Here is a 21,415-nt window from a genome sequence, read left to right as displayed (position 1 = left end):
TTTTATTTTTTATCTTCCGGCGTATAGCCCTCGATATGCACCTCTTTACCCTCGAACAGGAAGTTGACCATCTCCTGCTCCAGCAGCTTGCGGTGCTCGGCATTCATCATGTTGAGTTTCTTTTCATTAATCAGCATGGTTTGTTTGTGCTGCCACTGCGCCCAGGCTTCTTTGGAGATCTCGTTATAGATGCGTTTTCCCAGCTCGCCGGGGTACAGCTGAAAATCCTGACCTTCTGCTTCACGTTGCAGGAAAGTACAAAAAATCGTTCTGCTCATAAATCATCCTCTTTATCGACTCACGCGCTAAACCGGCGCGCCAGTGCGTAACTGCTGTAACAAACGCTCCACGGGAGCCGCCAGGCCAACTGACGGCGGTTGCGCTAAGTTATACCAGAGCGCATTGCCTTCATCCATGCAGCCGGTGAATGACGACACGGGAAGCCACATAGGCACAATATCTAAGTGGAAATGGCTGAAGGTATGCCGAAACGCGGTCAGCTGCGTCAGGTTATCGGCAGAAATCTGTCGTTGCGCCAGCCACTGCCGCAAACTTTCTTCATCGGCAAACTGCGGGAAACAGTATAAACCGCCCCACAATCCGCTCGGCGGACGCTGCGCCAGCAATACTTCATCTTCGTGCTGTAACAGCAAAAAGTAGCCGGTGCGCTCTGGCAGCGTCTGTTTCGGTTTTTTGCCCGGATAAAGCGACCAGCTATTGTTGGCGGCGGCAATACATCCGTTTTGTAGCGGACAGAGCGAACATTTCGGCTTAGAGCGCGTACAAATCATCGCGCCCAAATCCATCATCGCCTGATTAAACCGTTCCACGCCAACCGCGGGCGTCACCTGCTCGCTCAAACTCCACAGTTTATTCTCGACCTCTTTTTTCCCAGGCCAGCCGCTTACAGCATAGCAGCGCGCCAGCACGCGTTTGACGTTACCGTCGAGAATCGGAAAGTGCTTACCCAGAGAAAGCGAGAGAATCGCGCCTGCGGTGGAACGCCCGACGCCCGGCAGTGCTGCAACTTCCTCAAAGGTTTCCGGGAATTTACCGCCGTGTAAGGTCGCCACTTGCTGTGCCGCTTTATGCAGATTGCGCGCGCGGGCGTAATAGCCAAGCCCGGTCCACAAGTGGAGAACTTCGTCGAGCGGCGCATTGGCGAGATCGGTCACCGTTGGGAAGCGCGCCATAAAGCGTTCAAAATAGGGGATAACGGTCGCAACCTGAGTTTGTTGCAACATCACTTCTGAGAGCCATACTTTGTAGGGCGTCTTGTCAATTTGCCAGGGCAGCGTTTTCCGCCCGTATTTATCGTACCAGTCCAGAACCTGGGCTGAAAATTGCGACGCTTGCATGGTCACCGAATTCACTGTTGTTGGGGGCAAGATTGCAGCACAGCGACGGCAGGGTGTAAACCGGAACTTTCCGCAGCCACGGCCTTATCATGCTTGCATCCGGCAACTAACTTTGGATAATGCCCGTTTTCAGAACACTTTCACAAGCGACTAAATCTTTATGAAAAACGACGTCATCTCACCGGAATTTGATGAAAACGGCCGCCCACTGCGCCGTATCCGTAGTTTTGTGCGCCGCCAGGGGCGACTGACCAAAGGCCAGGAACATGCGCTGGAAAACTACTGGCCGGTGATGGGCGTTGAGTTCAGCGAAGATATGCTGGATTTCCCTGCGCTTTTTGGCCGTGAAGCGCCGGTGACGCTTGAGATTGGTTTCGGCATGGGGGCGTCGCTGGTGGCAATGGCTAAAGATCGCCCCGAGCAGGACTTCCTCGGCATTGAAGTGCATTCACCGGGCGTTGGTGCGTGCCTGGCTTCTGCGCATGAAGAGGGCTTAAGCAACCTGCGCGTGATGTGTCACGATGCGGTTGAAGTGCTGCATAAAATGATTCCTGACAATTCATTGCGCATGGTGCAGCTCTTTTTCCCTGACCCGTGGCACAAAGCGCGCCATAATAAACGCCGTATCGTTCAGGTGCCGTTTGCCGAACTGGTAAAAAGCAAACTGCAACTGGGGGGCGTATTCCATATGGCGACCGACTGGGAACCTTATGCGGAACATATGCTTGAAGTGATGTCTTCTATTGACGGTTATAAAAACCTGTCAGAGAGCAATGATTACGTACCGCGTCCGGCATCACGTCCGGTGACGAAATTTGAACAACGTGGTCATCGTCTTGGTCACGGAGTATGGGACTTAATGTTCGAGAGGGTGAAATAATGGCAAAGAACCGTAGCCGTCGTCTGCGTAAAAAAATGCACATCGACGAATTCCAGGAATTAGGATTTTCGGTGGCATGGCGATTCCCGGAAGGTACATCGGAAGAACAGATTGATAAAACCGTTGATGACTTTATTAACGAGGTTATCGAACCGAACAAACTGGCCTTTGACGGCAGCGGTTATCTGGCCTGGGAAGGTCTGATCTGCATGCAGGAAATCGGCAAATGCACCGAAGAACATCAGGCGATTGTGCGTAAGTGGCTGGAAGAGCGCAAACTGGGCGAGGTACGCACCAGCGAACTTTTCGACGTTTGGTGGGACTAAGAAAACATACGGGCGATGACAAAGTTAAAAAAAGCGCTCGGATAGTCCCCTCGCCCCTCCGGGGAGAGGGTTAGGGTGAGGGGAACAGACCAGCACTGGCGCGATTATTTACCCTCACCCCGACCCTCTCCCTAAAAGGGCGAGGGGGAAAACCGTGCCCCTTTTGACTTTTAAGCCAGTTTGTTATCAATCTGGGGCCAGCAAATGCTGGCCTGATTTGTTCTTGAGGGAAGACTATGATGCGCAAAATGCTGCTGGCGGCAGCACTTTCAGTGACGGCAATGACCGCTCACGCCGACTACCAGTGCAGCGTCACGCCGCGTGACGATGTGATTGTCAGCCCGCAAACCGTGCAGGTGAAGGGCGAAAACGGCAATCTGGTGATCACGCCAGACGGCAACGTGATGTATAACGGTAAGCAATATTCCCTGAATGCCGCCCAGCGCGAGCAGGCGAAGGATTATCAGGCTGAACTACGTAACACGCTGCCGTGGATTGATGAAGGCGCGAAAAGCCGCGTCGAGAAAGCCCGTATTGCGCTGGATAAAATTATCGTTCAGGAGATGGGCGAAAGCAGCAAAATGCGCAGCCGTCTGACCAAACTTGATGCGCAGCTGAAAGAGCAGATGAACCGCATTATCGAAACGCGCAGCGATGGCCTGACGTTTCACTATAAAGCCATTGATCAGGTTCGCGCCGAAGGCCAGCAATTAGTGAATCAGGCAATGGGCGGAATTTTACAGGACAGCATTAATGAAATGGGCGCGAAAGCGGTGCTGAAAAGCGGCGGTAACCCATTACAGAATGTGCTGGGAAGCCTGGGCGGTCTGCAATCCTCAATCCAAACCGAATGGAAAAAGCAGGAAAAAGATTTCCAGCAGTTTGGCAAAGATGTTTGTAGCCGCGTTGTGACTCTGGAAGATAGCCGCAAAGCCCTGGTCGGGAATTTAAAATAATCCTCTATTTTAAGACGGCATAATACTTTTTTATGCCGTTTAATTCTTCGTTTTGTTACCTGCCTCTAACTTTGTAGATCTCCAAAATATATTCACGTTGTAAATTGTTTAACGTCAAATTTCCCATACAAAGCTAAGGGATAATGCGTAGCGTTCACGTAACTGGAGGAATGAAATGGAGTTTTTCAAAAAGACGGCACTTGCCGCACTGGTTATGGGTTTTAGTGGTGCAGCATTGGCATTACCCAATATCACCATTTTAGCAACCGGCGGGACCATTGCCGGTGGTGGTGACTCCGCAACCAAATCTAACTACACAGCGGGTAAAGTTGGCGTAGAAAATCTGGTTAATGCGGTGCCGCAACTGAAGGACATTGCGAACGTAAAAGGCGAGCAGGTAGTGAATATCGGCTCCCAGGACATGAACGATAATGTCTGGCTGACACTGGCGAAAAAAATTAACACCGACTGCGATAAAACCGACGGCTTCGTCATTACTCACGGTACCGACACGATGGAAGAAACCGCTTACTTCCTCGACCTGACGGTGAAATGCGACAAACCGGTGGTGATGGTCGGCGCAATGCGCCCGTCCACGTCCATGAGCGCAGACGGTCCATTCAACCTGTATAACGCGGTAGTGACCGCAGCTGATAAAGCCTCCGCTAATCGTGGCGTGCTGGTGGTGATGAACGACACCGTACTGGACGGTCGCGATGTCACCAAAACCAACACCACCGACGTAGCGACCTTCAAGTCTGTTAACTACGGTCCTCTGGGATACATTCACAACGGTAAGATTGACTACCAACGTACCCCGGCACGTAAGCACACCAGCGATACGCCATTCGATGTCTCTAAGCTGAATGAGCTGCCGAAAGTCGGCATCGTTTATAACTACGCTAACGCATCCGATCTTCCGGCTAAAGCACTGGTAGATGCGGGCTATGATGGCATTGTTAGCGCTGGTGTGGGTAACGGCAACCTGTATAAAACCGTATTTGACACTCTGGCGACCGCCGCGAAAAACGGCACTGCAGTCGTGCGTTCTTCCCGCGTACCGACGGGCGCTACCACTCAGGATGCTGAAGTGGATGATGCGAAATACGGCTTCGTCGCCTCTGGCACGCTGAACCCGCAAAAAGCGCGCGTTCTGCTGCAGCTTGCTCTGACGCAAACCAAAGATCCGCAGCAGATCCAGCAGATCTTCAATCAGTACTAATCACCTCGCCCCGGTAACGTGCCGGGGCTTTTTCACTTCAGACTTACGTCCATTGCCAATTTTCATTACCCTGATGATAATCACTGGAATAAATTATTCCGCGAGAGGGTTTTCGGGTGAAAAAGCAATGGATTGTTGGCACGGCGCTGCTTATGTTGATGACTGGTAATGTCTGGGCAGATGGCGAACCGCCAACTGAAAATATCTTAAAAGATCAATTCAAAAAGCAGTATCACGGCATTCTCAAGCTTGATGCTATCAGCTTAAAAAATCTTGATGCTAAGGGTAATCAGGCCACCTGGTCAGCGGAAGGCGATGTCTCTTCCAGTGACGATCTCTATACCTGGGTCGGTCAGTTGGCAGATTACGAACTGCTCGAACAGACCTGGACGAAAGATAAACCGGTAAAATTCTCGGCGATGTTAACCAGTAAAGGAACGCCCGCGTCTGGCTGGTCGGTGAACTTTTACTCTTTTCAGGCGGCAGCCAGCGATCGTGGGCGGGTGGTCGACGATATCAAAACGAATAATAAATATCTGATCGTGAATAGCGAAGATTTCAATTATCGCTTTAGTCAGCTTGAGTCTGCGTTGAATAACCAGAAGAACTCGATTCCTGCGCTGGAAAAGGAAGTGAAAGCGCTTGATAAGCAAATGGTGGCGGCGCAGAAAGCAGCGGATGCATATTGGGGAAAAGATGCAAACGGTAAGCAAATGACCCGCGAAGACGCCTTTAAAAAAATTCACCAACAGCGTGATGAGTTTAATAAACAGAACGATAGCGAGGCTTTCGCGGTTAAATATGACAAAGAGGTTTATCAACCGGCGATTGCGGCATGTCATAAACAGAGTGCAGAGTGTTATGAAGTGCCGATTCAGCAGAAGCGAGATTTCGATATCAACGAACAACGGCGACAGACTTTTCTGCAATCACAAAAACTTAGCCGTAAATTGCAGGATGACTGGATAACGCTCGAAAAAGGGCAATATCCGTTAACGATGAAAGTTTCAGAAATAAACAGTAAAAAAGTCGCTATTTTGATGAAAATTGATGATATCAACCAGGCTAATGAACGCTGGAAAAAAGATACCGAACAACTGCGGCGCAATGGAGTGATTAAGTAACTCATGTTAAGTACCTTTGCCGGATAATATAAAAAGTTATCCGGCAAATTATTTTTTACATTAGCCCTAGTAGCTGTGGAATGAACAAGGATATTTGCGGGATGTAAGTGATCATCATCAACGCGATTAACAATACGGCATAAAATGGCAGCAATGGTTTGATCAAATGTTGAATCTTCACACCTGAAATAGAACAACCAACAAATAGCGCACTACCCACCGGCGGTGTTAACAGCCCAATACAAAGGTTAGCCACCATCATAATACCGAAATGTACCGGATCCATTCCCAGCTCTTGTGCAATCGGCAAGAAGATTGGTGTGAAGATTAGTACAGCCGGTGTCATGTCCATAAAGATGCCGACAATTAATAAGACGATATTAATCAGCAGCAATATGATCAGTGGGTTATCAGAAATCCCCATCAACGCGTCGCTGATCATATAAGGAATATCAGCATTGGTCATTGCCCAGGACATGCCCACGGAAAAACCGATCAACAGTAATACAATCGAAGTGGTAACAACCGATTCCAGAATCAGTTTGGGTAAATCGCGCCATTTTACTTCCCGGTAAATCAGCACCGAGAGAATAAATGTGTAGACAACGGCAATTGCTGACGCTTCAGTTGCGGTAAAAATGCCGCCCAGAATGCCGCCCATTACAATGAACACCAGAAGCAAACTTGGTAAGGCATCCAGAAACGCTTTACAGGCCTGAGCAAAGGTTGCTCTTTCTGAAAGTGGGTAGCCACGGCGTTTAGCAATAATGCCGCAGACTATCATTACCGCAAGACCCATTAAGATCCCTGGCAAATATCCCGCCATAAATAGCGATGCTACAGAAACGCCGCCAGCTGTCAGGGAAAACACAATTAACACGTTTGAGGGCGGTATCAGTAATCCAGTAATACAAGATGAGACGTTTACAGCGGTAGAAAATGCCGGATCATAACCTTCTTTGGTCTGAATGGGATTCAGTGTGCCACCAACGGCAGCAGCTGCCGCAACGGCTGAACCAGAAATGGAACCAAACATCATATTCGCCAGGACGTTCACATGACCAAGCGAACCAGGAACGCGGCCAACCATTACCTGGGCGAGGTTAATCAAACGTATCGCAATACCGCCGCTGTTCATCAGCGTTCCGGCAAAGATGAAAAAGGGGATTGCCAACAGGGCAAAGTTATCCAGTCCATTAGCCAGTCGTTGCGAAACAGTGATTGCCGCGATATCCCAGGGAAACATCAACAGCATTGAAGCTACAGTGGCAATACCGATTGAGAACGAAATGGGCACACCAATAAAGACCAGCACAAAAAAACAGCCAAATAGTGTAAGCGCGATATAACTATCCATTAACTGGCCTCCTGCGCAGGTTGTTTCAGTTGTTGAATGCTTTGATTAATAAAACACAAGGCATAAAACATCATCACCACTCCACTTAATGGCAGAATGATATATACGTATCCCATCGGTATTTGCATCGCGGCAGATACTTGTGATGTTGCCAGCGTTTTATCAATTAATTTCAGGCCACCAGTCACAATGACCGAACCGGCAAAACCTAAAATGAGAATGTTAATGACTATACTAAGAAGTAATTGCTTGCGCTTATTCAGGGCGAGAGCAAATAAATCGATAGAGAGATGTCTCTGCGCGCCGACGGTATATGCAGCACCTAATAATCCTACCCAGATCATCAAAAAGCGTGCCAGCTCATCGGTTAATGTACTTGGCTGGTTAAGTATGTAGCGGCTAAATACTTGCCAGACTACGCATACAACCAGAGCAAGCATTACGGCGACAGAAAACGCGGCAATGACGCGGTCTACCGCAAGTTTCAGGCGGTTAAATATCATTGTAAGCATCCTGGAAAATCAGGGCCAGAGACTGGCCCGAAATATTATTGAGCAGCGTTGTCGAATTTCTCTAACAAAGCAGCTTGTTTTGGATCTTTTTTGAAGTCGTCAAACAGAGGTTGAACTGCGGCACGGAATGGGGCTTTATCAACCTTAACGATTTCACCACCCATAGCTTTCGCCTGAGCACGTGTGTCAGCGTCAATTTTTTCCCACAATTTTTGTGGATAAGCTTCGGATTTCTTCGCCGCTGTTTCGAGGATTTGTTGCTGTTCTGGGGTTAATTTATTCCATGTTTTGGTGGAGATAACCAAAAAGTCAGGAATTGAGGCATGTTCATCTTCAGAAAAGACTTTGGCAATTTCGATATGTCGAGTCTGCACCCAGGAAGGCACGTTATTTTCTGCGCCATCTACTACACCTTGCTGCATCGCAGTATAAACTTCGCCAAATGAAATTGGAGTGGGTGAGCCACCCATCAGTTCAATCATTTTGATGGTGGTCGGGCTTGGCTGAACACGAATTTTCAGCCCTTTAAGATCTTCTGGCTTAGTAATCGGTTTTTTCGCATAGAAACTGCGTGTACCCGCTACATAAGCTGATAAAGCAAAAAAGCCTTTATCTTTTGTTGAATCCATAATTTCTTTACCAACTTCACCAAAAACCACTTTGTTGAAGTGCGCCTGATCTTTAAATAAGAACGGCAAATTATAGATAGCATAAATATTATCAAAAGACTCCAGATCACTGGCGGAACCTTTGGTCATATCCAGTGCACCATTTTGCAACAACTCCATAGTTTCTCGCGCATTACCCATCTGGCTGCTGGGGTAAATACGGATCACCATATTACCTTTTGACAGCTGTTTTACTTCTTTCGCCAGCTCTTCAAAACTCTGATGTACAACATGACTTCTTTCCAGGTTGTGTGCTAACTTTAACGTCACTTTTTCTGCGGCGTTTACGCCAGTGCTAACCAGAGCCAGCAAGGATGCGCAGACTAATGAGCGGGTAAATGACCTCATTTTCATAAAAAAACTCCCTGTTGAAGAATGGAAATTGGTTGATATCTAATTGTGCTTATCAGTGCTTTGTGCGACAAATTGGTTAACCTGTCTGACAACTTGTCTATGTTTATCACAACTTGAAATAAAGTCAGAAATTAAATATTAATTTTGTGCGCCAGGTTGTACATGTTTATAATCAATAAATGATGAGTAAATATTCACTAAATATATATAATAAATATCGTCGATATTTATTCAGTAAGAAATATATTTTTGCCGAAGTTAATTAACGGGGGGTAAAAGAAGTGATTAATGCGCCCGCAGGCGCATTAATGATTACTCAGCGAGGAATAATTCAAGAAGTGAGTTTAAGAATAATTTACCATGTTCCGTTATCTGCCAGTAATCCGCACATTCTGTGAGATAACCCTGAGCGATGGCCTCGTCTAACTGAGAGCGAATAACTTCTTCAGAAAGGCCAGTATACTGGCTAAACTCCACGCGCGGCGCGGCTTCCAGCAGACGGAAGCGATTCATAAAGAACTCAAACGGCTTATCTGCGGCTTCGACATCACGCTGGCTTTCCAGATATCTTCCCTGCATAAAACCACGCGGATGACGCGTTTTGGTGGTACGCAGAATGCGCCCATCCGGGAAGGTCACTTTGCCGTGCGCGCCGCAGCCAATACCGATGTAGTCGCCAAAACGCCAGTAGTTGAGATTGTGCTGGCACTGATAACCTGGTTTGGCGTAAGCGGATGTTTCATACTGCTGATAGCCCGCTGCGGTTAATAACTGATGCCCCTGTTCGAATATATCCCACAACGCATCGTCGTCCGGCAGCACCGGCGGGCGAGAGCCAAACAGCGTATTAGGTTCGATGGTCAGTTGATACCAGGAAAGATGCGGCGGATTCAGTTCAATAGCCTGGCGCAGATCGCCTAGCGCCTCTTCCAGTGATTGATCCGGCAGCCCATGCATCAAATCAAGGTTAAAGCTACGTAACCCTAAACCGCTCGCCAGCTTCGCAGCTCGTTTCGCTTCTTGCGGGCCATGAATGCGCCCAAGTCGTTTCAGCTTTTCTTCGCTAAAACTCTGCACACCAATAGAGATGCGGTTCACACCAGCACGCTGATAATCGACAAAGCGATCTGCTTCTACCGTACCAGGGTTCGCTTCCATCGTAATTTCTGCATCCGCTGCCAGCGGCAAACGCGCACGCACGCCGTCCAGCAGCGTTTGCATCGCCGGGCCGGAAAGCAGGCTCGGCGTACCACCGCCAATAAAGATTGTCTTTACTTCACGGCCCTGAGCGTAAGCCACATCGTTGTCCAGATCGCTAAGCAGATGCTGAACATAATCGTCGTGCGGCACTTCTCCTTTCAACGCGTGAGAGTTGAAATCGCAGTACGGGCATTTCTGCACGCACCACGGGATGTGAATGTAGAGACTCAGCGGCGGTAATTTAACCATTACGTAAAGCGTCCAGCAGCAGTTTCAATGCCTGACCACGGTGGGAAATGGCGCTCTTTTCTTCGCGGGTCAGTTCGGCAGCGGTTTTCCCTTCGGAAGGTACGAAGAAGATTGGATCATAACCAAAGCCACCAGTGCCCGCTGGTTCACGAGTAATCACGCCTGGCCAGCTACCGTGGCATACCAGCGGAGTGGGATCTTCCGCGTGACGCAGATATACCAGCACGCAGTGGAAACGCGCCTGACGTTGGTCGTCCGGTACGTCTTTCATCGTTTCCAGCAGTTTTTGCAGATTCTTTTGATCGGTCGCGTCTTCACCGGAATAACGCGCGGAGTAAATACCCGGCGCGCCACCCAGCGCATCTACCGCCAGACCGGAGTCGTCGGCAATTGCCGGTAAACCGGTCACTTTTGCCGCATGGCGCGCTTTCAGAATCGCGTTTTCAATAAAGGTCAGGCCGGTTTCTTCAGCGGAATCTACGCCGAGGTCTGTTTGGGCCACGATATCAAGACCGAAGTCGCTAAGCAGCGACGCCAGCTCACGCACTTTACCGGCATTGCCGGTTGCGAGGACAACTTTTTGCATAGGATACCTAATTAATTAACGCCGCGATTTCTGGCGGGATTTGTTGCGGATTAATGATTTTAATTTGTTTGTGGCGGCCAAGTTCGCCTTTTTCAATCACCACCTGACTTTTGGCAACCCGGAATTGCTTACCGAGAAACTTCACCAGATGGCTGTTGGCCTGGCCGTCAACCGGCGGCGCGGTAATGGCGACTTTTACCTCGTCGCCATGTAAACCGACAATAGAATCACGGCTGGCTTTCGGCTGAATATAGAGCCGTAAAACCAGACCGTCATCATTAACTGTTACGGCACTCATAACGCCATCCACAGCCCCGGCAGCAGCATATTTCCGGTCGCCTGCAAGACTTCTGCGACACCCATATTGATGACATACAGCAGCAGAACGAGGATCATCGGCGAGAAATCAATCCCACCCATTGCCGGTAGCAGGCGGCGAATCGGGCGCAGCAGCGGATCGGCCAGCTGAATCAGCACGTATTCAATCGGGCTACGACCCTGGCTTACCCAGCTCATAATCGCCATCACGAGCAGGACCCAGAAAATCAGCAGGCCGATGGTTTTCAGCAGAATCAGTAAACCGGCAATCCAGATGATTGGCAGGAAGGTCACCACTTTAAACAGCACGATGGCTTTGATAAAACTGAGAATGTACGCAACCAGCAGCGAGGCGCTATCAATGGGACCCATTGCCGGAATAACGCGGCGCAGTGGCCCGATAATTGGCTGCGTTACCTTCACTACAAACTGTGAGAAGGGGTTGTAAAAATCACAATGAGCCCACTGCATCCAGATGCGTAATAACAGCACCATGGTATACAGCTCAATGACCGTTGAAAGCAGGAAAGTCAACGTATTCATGGCGTTCCTTTAATTCCTTATTTTTTAGAGTAATCACGCGCACCAAAAATTGCAGTGCCGATACGAACCATCGTGCTACCTGCCGCAATAGCGGCTTCCATATCGTCCGACATTCCCAGAGAGAGCGTGTCGATATGCGGGTAGCGCGTTTTCAGTCCGGCAAATGCTACAGCCATTTGGCGTGCAACTTCAAACTGCCTTACATATTCTGACTCAGGCGCAGGGATTGCCATCAGCCCGCGCAGACGTAAACGCGGTAGTTCAGCGACCGCAGCTGCCAGCTCGTCCAGTTCTGCCAGTTGAATCCCGGACTTACTGTTTTCATCACTAATATTAATTTGAATCAGTACGTTAAGAGGGGGAAGTTCTGCCGGGCGCTGATCGTTGAGGCGGGTAGCAATGCGCAAACGGTCGATGGTATGACACCAGTCGAAATGTTCTGCCACCAGGCGGCTTTTATTAGACTGCAACGGGCCAATAAAATGCCATTCTAATCCTGTTACGCCCAGTTCCTGAAAGTGGCGAATTTTATCTACCCCTTCCTGAACGTAGTTTTCACCAAATTGACGCTGCCCGGCATCAATGGCTTCTGCGATGGCGCTCGCAGGTTTTGTTTTACTGACTGCAAGCAGCGTAATTTCTTCTGGAGAACGGCCGCAACGCGTTGCAGCCGCTGAGATTTTGTCCCGGACCTGTGCCAGGTTATGCGCAATATCGTTCATTTTCCGAGGATCTTAGTATGAATATGGAAGAAATTGTGGCCCTTAGTGTAAAGCATAACGTCTCGGATCTACACCTGTGCAGCGCCTGGCCCGCACGATGGCGTATTCGCGGGCGAATGGAAGCTGTGCCGTTTGATGCGCCGGACGTCGAAGAGCTACTGCGGGAGTGGCTGGATGACGATCAGCGGGCAATATTGCTGGAGAATGGTCAGCTGGATTTTGCTGTGTCGCTGGCGGAAAACCAGCGGTTGCGTGGCAGTGCGTTCGCGCAACGGCAAGGTATTTCTCTGGCATTACGGTTGTTACCTTCGCACTGTCCACAGCTCGAACAGCTTGGTGCGCCACTGATATTGCCGGAATTACTCAAGAGCGAGAATGGCCTGATTCTGGTGACGGGGGCGACGGGGAGTGGCAAATCTACCACGCTGGCGGCGATGGTTGGCTATCTTAATCAACATGCCGATGCGCATATTCTGACGCTGGAAGATCCTGTTGAATATCTTTATGCCAGCCAGCGATGTTTGATCCAGCAGCGGGAAATTGGTTTGCACTGTATGACGTTCGCATCGGGATTGCGGGCCGCATTGCGGGAAGATCCCGATGTGATTTTGCTCGGAGAGCTGCGTGACAGCGAGACAATCCGTCTGGCGCTGACGGCAGCAGAAACCGGACACCTGGTGCTGGCAACTTTACATACGCGTGGTGCGGCGCAGGCAGTTGAGCGACTGGTGGATTCATTTCCGGCGCAGGAAAAAGATCCCGTACGTAATCAACTGGCGGGTAGTTTACGGGCAGTGCTGTCACAAAAGCTGGAAGTGGATAAACAGGAAGGACGCGTGGCGCTGTTTGAATTACTGATTAACACTCCCGCGGTGGGGAATTTGATTCGCGAAGGGAAAACCCACCAGTTGCCGCATGTTATTCAAACCGGGCAGCAGGTGGGGATGTTAACGTTTCAGCAGAGTTATCAGCAGCGGGTGGGGGAAGGACGTTTGTGAGGCTAAAGTGATTGATTAGTTTAGTAAATATGCCTGATGCGCTACGCTTATCAGGCATACAAACGCAGCATCCGGCAATAAACGTCTGATGCGACGCTAACGCGTCTTATCAGACCTACAGCCGCTGCCAGATGTGTGCTGGATAAGGCGTTCACGCCGCATCCGGCAAGATGGCGGGATGGTACGACTATCCGCCAGGCTTTTAAATCGCCTTAATATCCCTGCTCGAAATAACTTTCGAGAATGATAACCGCAGAGGCAGAGTCAACTTTGCCTTTGTTGAGCGCCCGATAGCCGCCCTGTTCAAACAGACCGGAACGTGCCTCCACGGTGCTAAGACGCTCGTCATGGAGCTTTACTTCAACACCGAAACGACCATGAATACGGTTGGCAAATTTACGCGCTCTGGCGGTTAACGGCTGTTCGGTGCCGTCCATATTCAGCGGCAAACCGACGATGATTTCGTCCGGCTGCCACTCTTTCAGTAAACGCTCGATAATGTTCCAGTCCGGCGTACCGTCCTGTGCTTTAATTGCAGGCAATGGGCGAGCGGTGCCGGTAATGCGTTGGCCGACCGCTACACCAATGCTTTTGGTACCGAAGTCGAAGGCGAGTAAGGTTCCACTCATCAGGCGTGTCCTGCCACACCAGGCATGGTGAGAATATCCACACCAATCAGTTTTGCCGCCTCGCGCCAGCGGTCGGCAATCGGCGTTTTGAACAGAATATTCAGATCTGCCGGGGCCGTTAGCCACGCGTTATCGAGAATTTCTTGTTCCAGTTGACCTTTCTCCCAGGAGGCATAGCCCAGAGCCACCAATACGTCAGACGGTTGTTTATCGGTGCCGAGCGTTTCCAGCACATCGCGGGAAGTGGTCATTACCGTGTTGTCTGAAATGCGAATGCTGGAAGCAAAATTGGAGGGCGGAGTATGCAAAATAAACCCGCGATCTTCAGCCAGCGGACCGCCGAGCATAACCGGTTTATCCAGACGGATTGATTCATCACGCGGCTCCGGCGTGATCTTCAGCTTTTCCAGAATCCCTTCAATTTTGAGATTTTCCAGCGGCTTGTTGACGATGATCCCCATTGCACCATTGGTATTATGTTCGCAAATGTAGACCACGGAACGACGGAAAATCGGATCCTGGAGAGCAGGCATGGCAATAAGAAAGTGATGCTGTAAATTCATTGTCAGAGGTTCTGTTTCCTGGTTCAAAAAAGCAACAGCGCCCAGTATGCGTGGAAAGAAGGGCGCTGTCACTCAGAGTCTCAACGAGATCCTTCTCGCTAAGGTGGGTTACTGCTGCTGTAAACGTGCTTCGATGGCATCCATTAACATTCCGGTGATCGACACCGGAAACTCTGCTTCAATCTCACGAATACAGGTTGGGCTGGTGACGTTAATTTCAGTCAGACGGTCGCCGATGATATCCAGACCAACAAAAATCAGCCCTTTTTCTTTCAGCGTCGGCCCGATCTGACGGGCGATTTTCCAGTCACTTTCCGTCAGCGGACGAGGTTCACCGCGACCACCGGCAGCCAGATTGCCACGGGTTTCGCCCCCCTGCGGAATACGCGCCAGGCAGTACGGTACCGGCTCGCCATCTACCACCAGCACGCGTTTGTCGCCATCTTTAATGGCTGGCAGGTAATTTTGCGCCATGCAGTAGCGAGTGCCATGCTCAGTCAGGGTTTCGGCAATCACGCCGAGGTTTGGATCGCCTTCTTTCACGCGGAAAATCGACGCGCCGCCCATACCGTCCAGTGGCTTAAGAATGATGTCGCTGTGTTTCTCCCAGAACGCTTTTAGCTGCGCTTTATTGCGCGTAACCAGCGTTTCTGGCGTTAAGTCAGAGAACCAGGCAGTAAACAGTTTCTCGTTACAGTCGCGCAGGCTCTGCGGCTTGTTAACGATCAGCGTCCCTTTCTCTTCGGCACGTTCCAGAATATAGGTCGCGTAGATAAACTCGGTATCAAACGGCGGGTCTTTACGCATCAGGATCACATCGAGATCGGCCAGCGGCAGATCCTGTTCACCGACGAACGAAAACCACTCTTCGTAGTTCTGCTTCACGTTCAGCGTGCGGGTATGGGCGCGGGCTTCGCCATTGATCAGATACAGATCGCCCATCTCCATATAGTGAAGTTCGTAACCACGACGCTGTGCTTCCAGCAACATAGCGAAACTGGAATCTTTCTTGATGTTGATGTTTGCGATGGGGTCCATCACGATGCCGAGCTTGATCATTATTCTTCTCCGTTAGCCCAAATCGCCAAATCGTACTTGTAGCGCGGTAATGGCGGTGAGCGCAGTTGTCTCTGTACGCAAAACGCGAGGTCCCAACAGGATATCAGTAAATTGATAGCGGGCAGTCATGGCAATTTCATCTGCCGATAAACCGCCTTCCGGGCCAATCAGCAGGCGGACGCGTTCAACCGGTAACGGCAACGTATTGATGCTGTTACTGGCGCGCGGGTGAAGATTCAGTTTCAGTCCTTCATCCTGCTCTGCACACCAGGCTTCCAGATCCATCGCTGGACGGATTTCCGGCACCCGGTTACGACCACACTGCTCACAGGCAGCAATTGCAATCTTCTGCCACTGCTGGAGCTTCTTGTTCAGACGTTCACTATCCAGTTTAACGCCGCAGCGTTCAGAAAAAAGTGGCGTAATGAGGCTTACACCGAGTTCGATCGATTTCTGGATAGTAAATTCCATTTTTTCGCCACGCGACATCACCTGACCGAGGTGAATATGCAGCGGAGATTCACGATCGTCGAGTTGGCCTTCCAGCACTTTCACTTCCACGCTTTTTTTACTGGCGCTGGTAATTTCGGCGTCAAAGACCTGGTTGCTGCCGTCAAACAATTGCAACGCCTGCCCCGGCCCCATGCGCAGTACGCGCCCGATATGGTTGGCGGCATCTTCGCAAAGCGCGATGTGAGAATGGCTGGTCAGTGGTTCAGGATGATAAATGCGGGGGATACGCATAGTTAAAAATCCGCGTCGTCTCCCCACGCGGTTGTACGCGTGGGGTAGGGGGTAACAAAAAGAATCCCGCTAGTGTAGGTTAGCTCTTTCGCGCCTGGCAAGCGCGTTGCACATACGGGTTATGATTGCCCTGCACCTTCGCGATGCGTTCATCACGCTCGCACTCCCAGTCGGTAACCGGATACATCTTGTTCCATGCGTTGAACAGCTGCGTTTGCTGGCGGGAGAGTGTCAGGTTGTATTGGTCGCGCATATAGAAGTAGGTGCGCGCAATGGCACCGCGTGCACGCGCTGGTGGTTCGGCAGCTTTTTCTTTGAAATCGACCTTCATGGCGCATTGACCGTACTGGCCTTCGCCGCCATTCCACTGGCTGTACATAAAGTTGCCGCGATCGCCATTCACCTCGCCGACTGACGGTTGCAGGTTATGCATATCGCTTTCCATCTTGCGATAGACCGGATCTTTGGCGCAATTTTTACGTCCACCGTCCTGCCAGCACTGGCGCTGGTGACCGAATTGCCAGGCGGGAACGACGTGTTCCCACTCTACGCGGCTGGCGCGGTTTTCATTTTTGCGCACCTGATAGCCGCACGATTGCAGATCAACAACGCCTTTTTTGCCCTGCCAGTTAATTTTACATCCGCAATAAAACGTACCGGGCGCGTCAGCGTGGACTTTTACCGCCGCGGCTTTCGCCTGAGAAAAACTATTGATACCTTCGGCCAACGCCGGGCCGGAAAATGCTGCGCTCAGTACCACCGCAGCAATAGACAAATAACGGTACATCACTTACTCCGTGTTAAAACGAGCCAGCAACGTAGCGAAAGTTGTTTTAGTATGCAATCAGCCAGATCAGGAAAGTTCCTGATAGTTCAGGTGGTTACTTTGCAACCAGCTGTTCGCCGCAGTGAACACAGCGATAGACGGCTTCGCCACGAACTACGCGATTATGACGGCGTACGGTAAGCTGATGCTCCTGGCACTTGCAGCGGTAGGGGAAGGTGTTGCGGCGCACGGATTGCAGTTCGAACTGATGCGTACGGCGGGCGGGAACGCCCAGCACGCTTTCCATCATCCACTTCCACTCTTTGCCATGTGGCGCTACGCGGCCGAAATGTTTCCATACCAGCAAATGTGCCAGTTCGTGCGGCACCACTTCTTCAATAAAGGCTTCACTGTTTTCCAACAGCAAAACGGGATTGAGGCGGATTTCATAGCTTTCCAGCCAGGCTGTTCCGGCGGAGGTGCCGCGCTGGGTGTAAGAGAGTTTTGGCTCCGGGTAGTTACGCCCTAGCTTCAGGTTGGCCTGGGCGAGTTTTTCCCGCAGGCGACGCATAACGGCCTGTTGGATGGCGATAGGGAGACGGGATGTTTTCATAGCGGCAGAGGATAGAGCGAAGAAAAGATGACTGCAAGAGGTGGCTTCCTCCGCGACGGGAGGAAGCCTGAGGAGATTAATCGTGAGCGCCGATTTCGCGCAGTTTACGACCTTTCATCAGATTACGTTCAATATGTTCCAGCGAAACGTGTTTGGTTTCCGGCACCAGCCACAATGTCAGCAGGATAAACAGTACGTTCAGAGCCGCATACACCCAGAAGGTGTTGGCGTTACCCAGCGTGTTGAGCATGGTCAGGAACGTTGCGCCAACGATCATGTTGGCAATCCAGTTGGTGGCGGTGGAGCAGGTGATGCCAAAATCGCGGCCTTTCAGCGGCTGAATTTCGGAGCACAGTACCCAAATCAGCGGACCGGCACTCATGGCAAAGCCGACAATAAACATCAGCAGCATGGCGATAGCGAAATACTGCGCCGACGGAGAGTGGATACCGATATGCATCATTGTACCGAGTACGCCCATGCCAGCAGCCATCACCAGGAAGCCCAGCGTTAGCGTTGGTTTACGTCCCCAGCGGTCAACAAGGCCGATTGCGATAAAGGTGGCGAGTACGTTAGTCAGGCCGACGATCACCGTCCCCCACATTTGCTCGGTAGTGTTGGTATAACCCGCCAGTTCGAAGATTTTCGGCGCGTAATACATGATGACGTTCATCCCGGTGAATTGCTGCATTACCTGCAACAGTACGCCAAGGAACACCGCGCGGCGGAAGTTGCTGTTCTCTTTAAACAGCGCCCAGCCACTCTGTTTAACCTGCAAACTTTCACGGATTTCATCCAGTTCACGTTTCGCTTCCGCGCTGGTGTCACGCAGGCGCAGCAGCACGCGTTCGGCATCAACAAAACGGCGTTTGGCGGCAAACCAACGAGGGCTGTCTGGCAGGAAGAAGACACCAATCAGCAGCAAAATTGCCGGGATGATAATCACACCCAGCATCCAGCGCCATGCACCGGTGTAGCTGAAGGCGGTATCAGAAAGATAAGCACCGAGGATCCCGATAGTGATCATCAACTGATACATCGAGATCATACTGCCGCGAATTTTTTCCGGCGCAATTTCAGAGAGGTACAGTGGTGCGGTATAAGAGGCCACACCCACCGCCAGCCCCAGCAGAACGCGGGAAAGAATCAGTACTTCAACGTTTGGCGCAGCCGCAGAGAACAGTGAACCGGCAACAAACAGGATTGCGCCGATCATCAGGCTCTTTTTGCGCCCGAGTTTAAAGGAGAGCCAGCCGCTGCCCACCGCACCGACTGCCGCACCGAACATCATGGAGCTTACGACCCATTCTTGCGTGTGCGAAGTAATCTGGAATTCATCTGCAATAAACGGCAGTGCGCCAGCAATTACACCGATATCCAGGCCAAAGAGTAATCCCGCCAGAGCAGCAAGGAAGCAGACGAAAAACGTCATTGCCTTGTTTGACCGCCCCTGTTTTTTAGCGTCAGGCATGATGCCCTCCAATATGGTTATTTTTTATTGTGAATTAAGATAGGTGAGTACGACGTAAAAAGATGTGAAGCAAATCACATCAGTGTAATCGCTTACACTAACATTTATCTTAGTTATGATTTAAGTGCATGAAAATAATTGAGTTATATCATCATAGATTAAACGCTGTTATCTGCAATTAAGACTTTACTGAAAAGAAATGTAACAACTGTGAAAACCGAATAATAATATGAAAATATTACAAATCTTTGTCTGGTGTGGTTGGTGTAATCGGTTTCAGTAGCGATGATAATTTGCGGTAAAACGTGTTCAGGAAGAATGATGTTATTGTGCGGGCAGCTTTTTGCCGGATGCCGCGTGAACGCCTATCCACCGCGGTGAGGTAAAAGAAAAAGGCCAGCGCGAGGCTGGCCTTTGAAAGCAGGTGAAGAAAGATTACTTCAGACCGGCAGCATCGCGCAGCAGCTGCGCTTTGTCGGTTTTTTCCCACGGGAAATGTTCGCGACCAAAGTGACCGTATGCTGCGGTTTCTTTGTAGATCGGGTGCAGCAGATCCAGCATCTGAATCAGACCGTATGGACGCAGGTCAAAGAACTCACGTACCAGCAGAGTCAGTTGTTCAGAAGGCACTTTCTCGGTACCGAAAGTTTCCACCATGATAGAGGTCGGTTCAGCCACGCCGATTGCGTAGGAAACCTGAATTTCACAACGATCGGCCAGGCCAGCAGCAACGATGTTTTTCGCGACATAACGTGCTGCGTACGCTGCGGAACGGTCCACTTTTGATGGATCTTTACCAGAGAATGCACCACCACCGTGACGTGCCATGCCGCCGTAGGTATCAACGATAATTTTACGACCAGTCAGACCGCAGTCACCCATCGGGCCACCGATAACAAAACGACCGGTCGGGTTGATGAAGAATTTGGTGGCAGAAGTCAGCCATTCAGCCGGCAGAATCGGCTTGATGATCTCTTCCATTACCGCTTCTTGCAGCGATTTCTGGTCGATTTCTTCAGAGTGCTGAGTGGAAAGCACGACAGCATCGATACCAACGATTTTGCCGTCGTCATACTGGAAAGTCACCTGGCTTTTCGCGTCCGGGCGCAGCCACGGCAGAGTGCCGTTTTTACGCACTTCAGCCTGACGCTGTACCAGACGGTGTGCATAGGTGATAGGCGCTGGCATCAGCACGTCGGTTTCATTGGTTGCGTAGCCAAACATCAGACCCTGGTCACCCGCGCCCTGTTCCAGCGGATCGGCACGGTCAACGCCCTGGTTGATGTCAGGAGACTGTTTGCCGATAGCGCTCAGAACCGCACAGGAGTTAGCGTCAAAGCCCATGTCGGAATGTACATAGCCAATTTCGCGAACGGTGTTACGGGTGATCTCTTCGATGTCTACCCAGGCGCTGGTGGTGATTTCGCCGCCAACTAAAACCATGCCAGTTTTTACGTAGGTTTCGCAAGCAACGCGTGCTTTCGGATCCTGTTCGAGGATCGCGTCTAAAACGGCATCAGAGATTTGGTCAGCAATTTTGTCAGGATGCCCTTCAGAGACGGACTCGGACGTAAAAAGGTGTTTTGCCATATTTAATATCACCTAAAGAGAATTTGGTTAGCTCAAACTGTTGTGTGGATTTTCTGTGGTAGCGGATCCTACCACGACTCTGCAGGTTAAAAACACTGGCAGTCTGAGTGTTAATCGGTATGGATGGATTAACATCTGGATGGCTATTTTAGGTCAGTTCTTCACCCAATTTCCACTTTTTTTTGAATCGTGTCTCATTCTGTTAAAAACGTGGCTGGAAATTTTTCCTGACAATGCTGGCATTCTGCGTATTTATCTTTTGCAATTTTCTGCCATTGTGGGGTATAAAACGCGGCGCGCGGCTTAAATAAAAAGCACACGACGTTTCTTTCGTGTTGCCACTTCCAGCCGGGTTGAAATCAGAGTTTTGGCTTGTGGGTTCGTCTTAACAGGCGGCCGTGGAGGTGATACGAAATAATGAACCGTTGTCTGCTGCTTAACCTGTCTCACCGTTCTGGTGAAGATTCGTTCCCCGCACTCTGCATCTCTGCTTTGCATACCTGCCGATGTTATACCCATCTCGGCGCTTCTCAGGATTCAAGAGCTGGTTACAGTTACTGAGGACTGAACAAGGGCGCTCTTGTAAAAACAAGAGTTTTCTCGTGGT

General features: G+C 50.4%; 26 protein-coding genes. 8 read left to right on the top strand and 18 right to left on the bottom strand.

The annotated features are described in order from the left end of the window. Window positions 1-2: 2 nt before the first annotated feature. Window positions 3-278: an oxidative damage protection protein gene (locus G434_RS13670; protein ID WP_000091700.1), complete on the bottom strand. Its 276-nt coding sequence runs from the start codon at window positions 276-278 to the stop codon at window positions 3-5. A 27-nt stretch (window positions 279-305) separates the two neighbouring features. Beyond that, window positions 306-1,358, bottom strand: a complete 1,053-nt coding sequence (mutY, locus tag G434_RS13675; RefSeq protein WP_001309725.1) for an A/G-specific adenine glycosylase — start codon at window positions 1,356-1,358, stop codon at window positions 306-308. Window positions 1,359-1,518: 160 nt separating this feature from the next. On the opposite strand from mutY, the gene trmB reads away from it, so the two are divergent. The 5 genes from trmB (at window position 1,519) to G434_RS13700 (ending at window position 5,866) form a co-directional block, all read left to right on the top strand. Further along, window positions 1,519-2,238, top strand: a complete 720-nt coding sequence (gene trmB / locus G434_RS13680; RefSeq protein ID WP_000786911.1) for a tRNA (guanosine(46)-N7)-methyltransferase TrmB — start codon at window positions 1,519-1,521, stop codon at window positions 2,236-2,238. Continuing rightward, the gene (locus G434_RS13685; protein WP_001107566.1) at window positions 2,238-2,564 is read left to right on the top strand and encodes a YggL family protein; all 327 of its coding nucleotides are present in this window, start codon (window positions 2,238-2,240) and stop codon (window positions 2,562-2,564) included. Before trmB ends, G434_RS13685 begins: the two co-directional genes overlap by 1 nt. Window positions 2,565-2,800: 236 nt before the next feature. Next, window positions 2,801-3,520, top strand: coding sequence for a YggN family protein (locus tag G434_RS13690; protein ID WP_000984791.1), 720 nt, complete (start codon window positions 2,801-2,803; stop codon window positions 3,518-3,520). Between the two features lie 175 nt (window positions 3,521-3,695). Beyond that, on the top strand, window positions 3,696-4,742 hold the full coding sequence (ansB, locus tag G434_RS13695; protein ID WP_000394132.1) for an L-asparaginase 2: 1,047 nt from the start codon (window positions 3,696-3,698) through the stop codon (window positions 4,740-4,742). A 116-nt stretch (window positions 4,743-4,858) separates the two neighbouring features. After that, complete coding sequence (locus G434_RS13700; RefSeq protein WP_001521259.1) at window positions 4,859-5,866, top strand: DUF1202 family protein; 1,008 nt, start codon at window positions 4,859-4,861, stop codon at window positions 5,864-5,866. Between the two features lie 55 nt (window positions 5,867-5,921). Here G434_RS13700 and G434_RS13705 read toward each other — a convergent pair whose 3' ends face one another. The 8 genes from G434_RS13705 to yggS form a co-directional block, all read right to left on the bottom strand. Then, window positions 5,922-7,223 carry a TRAP transporter large permease gene (locus G434_RS13705; RefSeq protein ID WP_001530837.1) on the bottom strand — a complete coding sequence of 434 codons (1,302 nt, stop codon included), beginning with the start codon at window positions 7,221-7,223 and terminating at the stop codon, window positions 5,922-5,924. Continuing rightward, entirely contained in the window at window positions 7,223-7,726 is a 504-nt protein-coding gene (locus G434_RS13710) for a TRAP transporter small permease (RefSeq protein ID WP_000577029.1), read from the bottom strand. The genes G434_RS13705 and G434_RS13710 overlap by 1 nt, the downstream gene beginning before the upstream one ends. A 44-nt stretch (window positions 7,727-7,770) precedes the next feature. Next, the gene (locus G434_RS13715) at window positions 7,771-8,757 is read right to left on the bottom strand and encodes a TRAP transporter substrate-binding protein (protein ID WP_001530835.1); all 987 of its coding nucleotides are present in this window, start codon (window positions 8,755-8,757) and stop codon (window positions 7,771-7,773) included. A 312-nt stretch (window positions 8,758-9,069) separates the two neighbouring features. After that, window positions 9,070-10,206, bottom strand: coding sequence for a radical SAM family heme chaperone HemW (hemW, locus tag G434_RS13720; protein ID WP_000239986.1), 1,137 nt, complete (start codon window positions 10,204-10,206; stop codon window positions 9,070-9,072). After that, window positions 10,199-10,792 (bottom strand): XTP/dITP diphosphatase, encoded by a 594-nt coding sequence (locus G434_RS13725; RefSeq protein ID WP_001174738.1) that lies wholly within the window; start codon window positions 10,790-10,792, stop codon window positions 10,199-10,201. Before G434_RS13725 ends, hemW begins: the two co-directional genes overlap by 8 nt. 7 nt (window positions 10,793-10,799) lie before the next feature. After that, complete coding sequence (gene yggU, locus G434_RS13730; protein WP_001277222.1) at window positions 10,800-11,090, bottom strand: DUF167 family protein YggU; 291 nt, start codon at window positions 11,088-11,090, stop codon at window positions 10,800-10,802. Then, entirely contained in the window at window positions 11,087-11,653 is a 567-nt protein-coding gene (yggT, locus tag G434_RS13735; protein ID WP_001094831.1) for an osmotic shock tolerance protein YggT, read from the bottom strand. The genes yggU and yggT overlap by 4 nt, the downstream gene beginning before the upstream one ends. Before the next feature lie 17 nt (window positions 11,654-11,670). Further along, on the bottom strand, window positions 11,671-12,375 hold the full coding sequence (gene yggS / locus G434_RS13740; protein ID WP_000997795.1) for a pyridoxal phosphate homeostasis protein: 705 nt from the start codon (window positions 12,373-12,375) through the stop codon (window positions 11,671-11,673). A gap of 17 nt (window positions 12,376-12,392) precedes the next feature. Here yggS and G434_RS13745 point away from each other — a divergent pair, with 17 nt between their 5' ends. Then, complete coding sequence (locus tag G434_RS13745; RefSeq protein WP_001055632.1) at window positions 12,393-13,373, top strand: PilT/PilU family type 4a pilus ATPase; 981 nt, start codon at window positions 12,393-12,395, stop codon at window positions 13,371-13,373. A 212-nt stretch (window positions 13,374-13,585) separates the two neighbouring features. Here G434_RS13745 and ruvX read toward each other — a convergent pair whose 3' ends face one another. The 8 genes from ruvX to metK form a co-directional block, all read right to left on the bottom strand. Then, window positions 13,586-14,002 carry a Holliday junction resolvase RuvX gene (gene ruvX / locus G434_RS13750; RefSeq protein ID WP_000017106.1) on the bottom strand — a complete coding sequence of 139 codons (417 nt, stop codon included), beginning with the start codon at window positions 14,000-14,002 and terminating at the stop codon, window positions 13,586-13,588. Beyond that, a complete protein-coding gene (locus G434_RS13755; protein ID WP_001053178.1) occupies window positions 14,002-14,565 on the bottom strand; it encodes a YqgE/AlgH family protein in 564 nt (187 codons plus the stop codon). Before G434_RS13755 ends, ruvX begins: the two co-directional genes overlap by 1 nt. Before the next feature lie 108 nt (window positions 14,566-14,673). Continuing rightward, window positions 14,674-15,624: a glutathione synthase gene (gshB, locus tag G434_RS13760; protein WP_000593273.1), complete on the bottom strand. Its 951-nt coding sequence runs from the start codon at window positions 15,622-15,624 to the stop codon at window positions 14,674-14,676. A 12-nt stretch (window positions 15,625-15,636) separates the two neighbouring features. Next, window positions 15,637-16,368: a 16S rRNA (uracil(1498)-N(3))-methyltransferase gene (gene rsmE, locus G434_RS13765; protein WP_001300912.1), complete on the bottom strand. Its 732-nt coding sequence runs from the start codon at window positions 16,366-16,368 to the stop codon at window positions 15,637-15,639. A gap of 79 nt (window positions 16,369-16,447) precedes the next feature. Then, a complete protein-coding gene (gene endA, locus G434_RS13770) occupies window positions 16,448-17,155 on the bottom strand; it encodes a deoxyribonuclease I (protein WP_000286500.1) in 708 nt (235 codons plus the stop codon). A 94-nt stretch (window positions 17,156-17,249) separates the two neighbouring features. Continuing rightward, complete coding sequence (locus G434_RS13775) at window positions 17,250-17,747, bottom strand: SprT family zinc-dependent metalloprotease (protein ID WP_000858396.1); 498 nt, start codon at window positions 17,745-17,747, stop codon at window positions 17,250-17,252. Window positions 17,748-17,823: 76 nt separating this feature from the next. Next, window positions 17,824-19,218, bottom strand: coding sequence for a galactose/proton symporter (gene galP / locus G434_RS13780; protein WP_001112301.1), 1,395 nt, complete (start codon window positions 19,216-19,218; stop codon window positions 17,824-17,826). Between the two features lie 435 nt (window positions 19,219-19,653). Beyond that, window positions 19,654-20,808: a methionine adenosyltransferase gene (gene metK / locus G434_RS13785; RefSeq protein WP_001062128.1), complete on the bottom strand. Its 1,155-nt coding sequence runs from the start codon at window positions 20,806-20,808 to the stop codon at window positions 19,654-19,656. Window positions 20,809-20,863: 55 nt separating this feature from the next. Here metK and yqgD point away from each other — a divergent pair, with 55 nt between their 5' ends. Together yqgD and yqgG are read left to right on the top strand one after the other, a co-directional pair. After that, window positions 20,864-21,115 carry a protein YqgD gene (yqgD, locus tag G434_RS30960; protein ID WP_001305310.1) on the top strand — a complete coding sequence of 84 codons (252 nt, stop codon included), beginning with the start codon at window positions 20,864-20,866 and terminating at the stop codon, window positions 21,113-21,115. A 110-nt stretch (window positions 21,116-21,225) separates the two neighbouring features. Then, window positions 21,226-21,369: a protein YqgG gene (yqgG, locus tag G434_RS30955; protein ID WP_001297404.1), complete on the top strand. Its 144-nt coding sequence runs from the start codon at window positions 21,226-21,228 to the stop codon at window positions 21,367-21,369. Window positions 21,370-21,415 lie beyond the last annotated feature (46 nt).

Source organism: Escherichia sp. KTE172, assembly GCF_000408845.1.
Classification (GTDB): domain Bacteria; phylum Pseudomonadota; class Gammaproteobacteria; order Enterobacterales; family Enterobacteriaceae; genus Escherichia; species Escherichia coli.
The sequence above is the reverse complement of the archived record's forward strand: the minus strand, read 5'-3'. Positions and strand labels throughout refer to the sequence as shown.

Excerpts from the sequence above, each read along its gene's own strand:
- G434_RS13715 (WP_001530835.1), bottom strand. The coding sequence starts at position 8,757 with ATGAAAATGAGGTCATTTACCCGCTCATTAGTCTGCGCATCCTTGCTG.
- gshB (WP_000593273.1), bottom strand. The coding sequence starts at position 15,624 with ATGATCAAGCTCGGCATCGTGATGGACCCCATCGCAAACATCAACATC.
- ansB (WP_000394132.1), top strand. The coding sequence starts at position 3,696 with ATGGAGTTTTTCAAAAAGACGGCACTTGCCGCACTGGTTATGGGTTTT.
- yggU (WP_001277222.1), bottom strand. The coding sequence starts at position 11,090 with ATGAGTGCCGTAACAGTTAATGATGACGGTCTGGTTTTACGGCTCTAT.
- mutY (WP_001309725.1), bottom strand. The coding sequence starts at position 1,358 with ATGCAAGCGTCGCAATTTTCAGCCCAGGTTCTGGACTGGTACGATAAA.
- G434_RS13725 (WP_001174738.1), bottom strand. The coding sequence starts at position 10,792 with ATGCAAAAAGTTGTCCTCGCAACCGGCAATGCCGGTAAAGTGCGTGAG.
- metK (WP_001062128.1), bottom strand. The coding sequence starts at position 20,808 with ATGGCAAAACACCTTTTTACGTCCGAGTCCGTCTCTGAAGGGCATCCT.
- trmB (WP_000786911.1), top strand. The coding sequence starts at position 1,519 with ATGAAAAACGACGTCATCTCACCGGAATTTGATGAAAACGGCCGCCCA.
- hemW (WP_000239986.1), bottom strand. The coding sequence starts at position 10,206 with ATGGTTAAATTACCGCCGCTGAGTCTCTACATTCACATCCCGTGGTGC.
- yggT (WP_001094831.1), bottom strand. The coding sequence starts at position 11,653 with ATGAATACGTTGACTTTCCTGCTTTCAACGGTCATTGAGCTGTATACC.
- endA (WP_000286500.1), bottom strand. The coding sequence starts at position 17,155 with ATGTACCGTTATTTGTCTATTGCTGCGGTGGTACTGAGCGCAGCATTT.
- G434_RS13745 (WP_001055632.1), top strand. The coding sequence starts at position 12,393 with ATGAATATGGAAGAAATTGTGGCCCTTAGTGTAAAGCATAACGTCTCG.
- galP (WP_001112301.1), bottom strand. The coding sequence starts at position 19,218 with ATGCCTGACGCTAAAAAACAGGGGCGGTCAAACAAGGCAATGACGTTT.
- G434_RS13775 (WP_000858396.1), bottom strand. The coding sequence starts at position 17,747 with ATGAAAACATCCCGTCTCCCTATCGCCATCCAACAGGCCGTTATGCGT.
- ruvX (WP_000017106.1), bottom strand. The coding sequence starts at position 14,002 with ATGAGTGGAACCTTACTCGCCTTCGACTTCGGTACCAAAAGCATTGGT.
- G434_RS13685 (WP_001107566.1), top strand. The coding sequence starts at position 2,238 with ATGGCAAAGAACCGTAGCCGTCGTCTGCGTAAAAAAATGCACATCGAC.
- G434_RS13705 (WP_001530837.1), bottom strand. The coding sequence starts at position 7,223 with ATGGATAGTTATATCGCGCTTACACTATTTGGCTGTTTTTTTGTGCTG.
- yggS (WP_000997795.1), bottom strand. The coding sequence starts at position 12,375 with ATGAACGATATTGCGCATAACCTGGCACAGGTCCGGGACAAAATCTCA.
- G434_RS13710 (WP_000577029.1), bottom strand. The coding sequence starts at position 7,726 with ATGATATTTAACCGCCTGAAACTTGCGGTAGACCGCGTCATTGCCGCG.
- rsmE (WP_001300912.1), bottom strand. The coding sequence starts at position 16,368 with ATGCGTATCCCCCGCATTTATCATCCTGAACCACTGACCAGCCATTCT.
- G434_RS13690 (WP_000984791.1), top strand. The coding sequence starts at position 2,801 with ATGATGCGCAAAATGCTGCTGGCGGCAGCACTTTCAGTGACGGCAATG.
- G434_RS13670 (WP_000091700.1), bottom strand. The coding sequence starts at position 278 with ATGAGCAGAACGATTTTTTGTACTTTCCTGCAACGTGAAGCAGAAGGT.
- G434_RS13755 (WP_001053178.1), bottom strand. The coding sequence starts at position 14,565 with ATGAATTTACAGCATCACTTTCTTATTGCCATGCCTGCTCTCCAGGAT.
- yqgG (WP_001297404.1), top strand. The coding sequence starts at position 21,226 with ATGAACCGTTGTCTGCTGCTTAACCTGTCTCACCGTTCTGGTGAAGAT.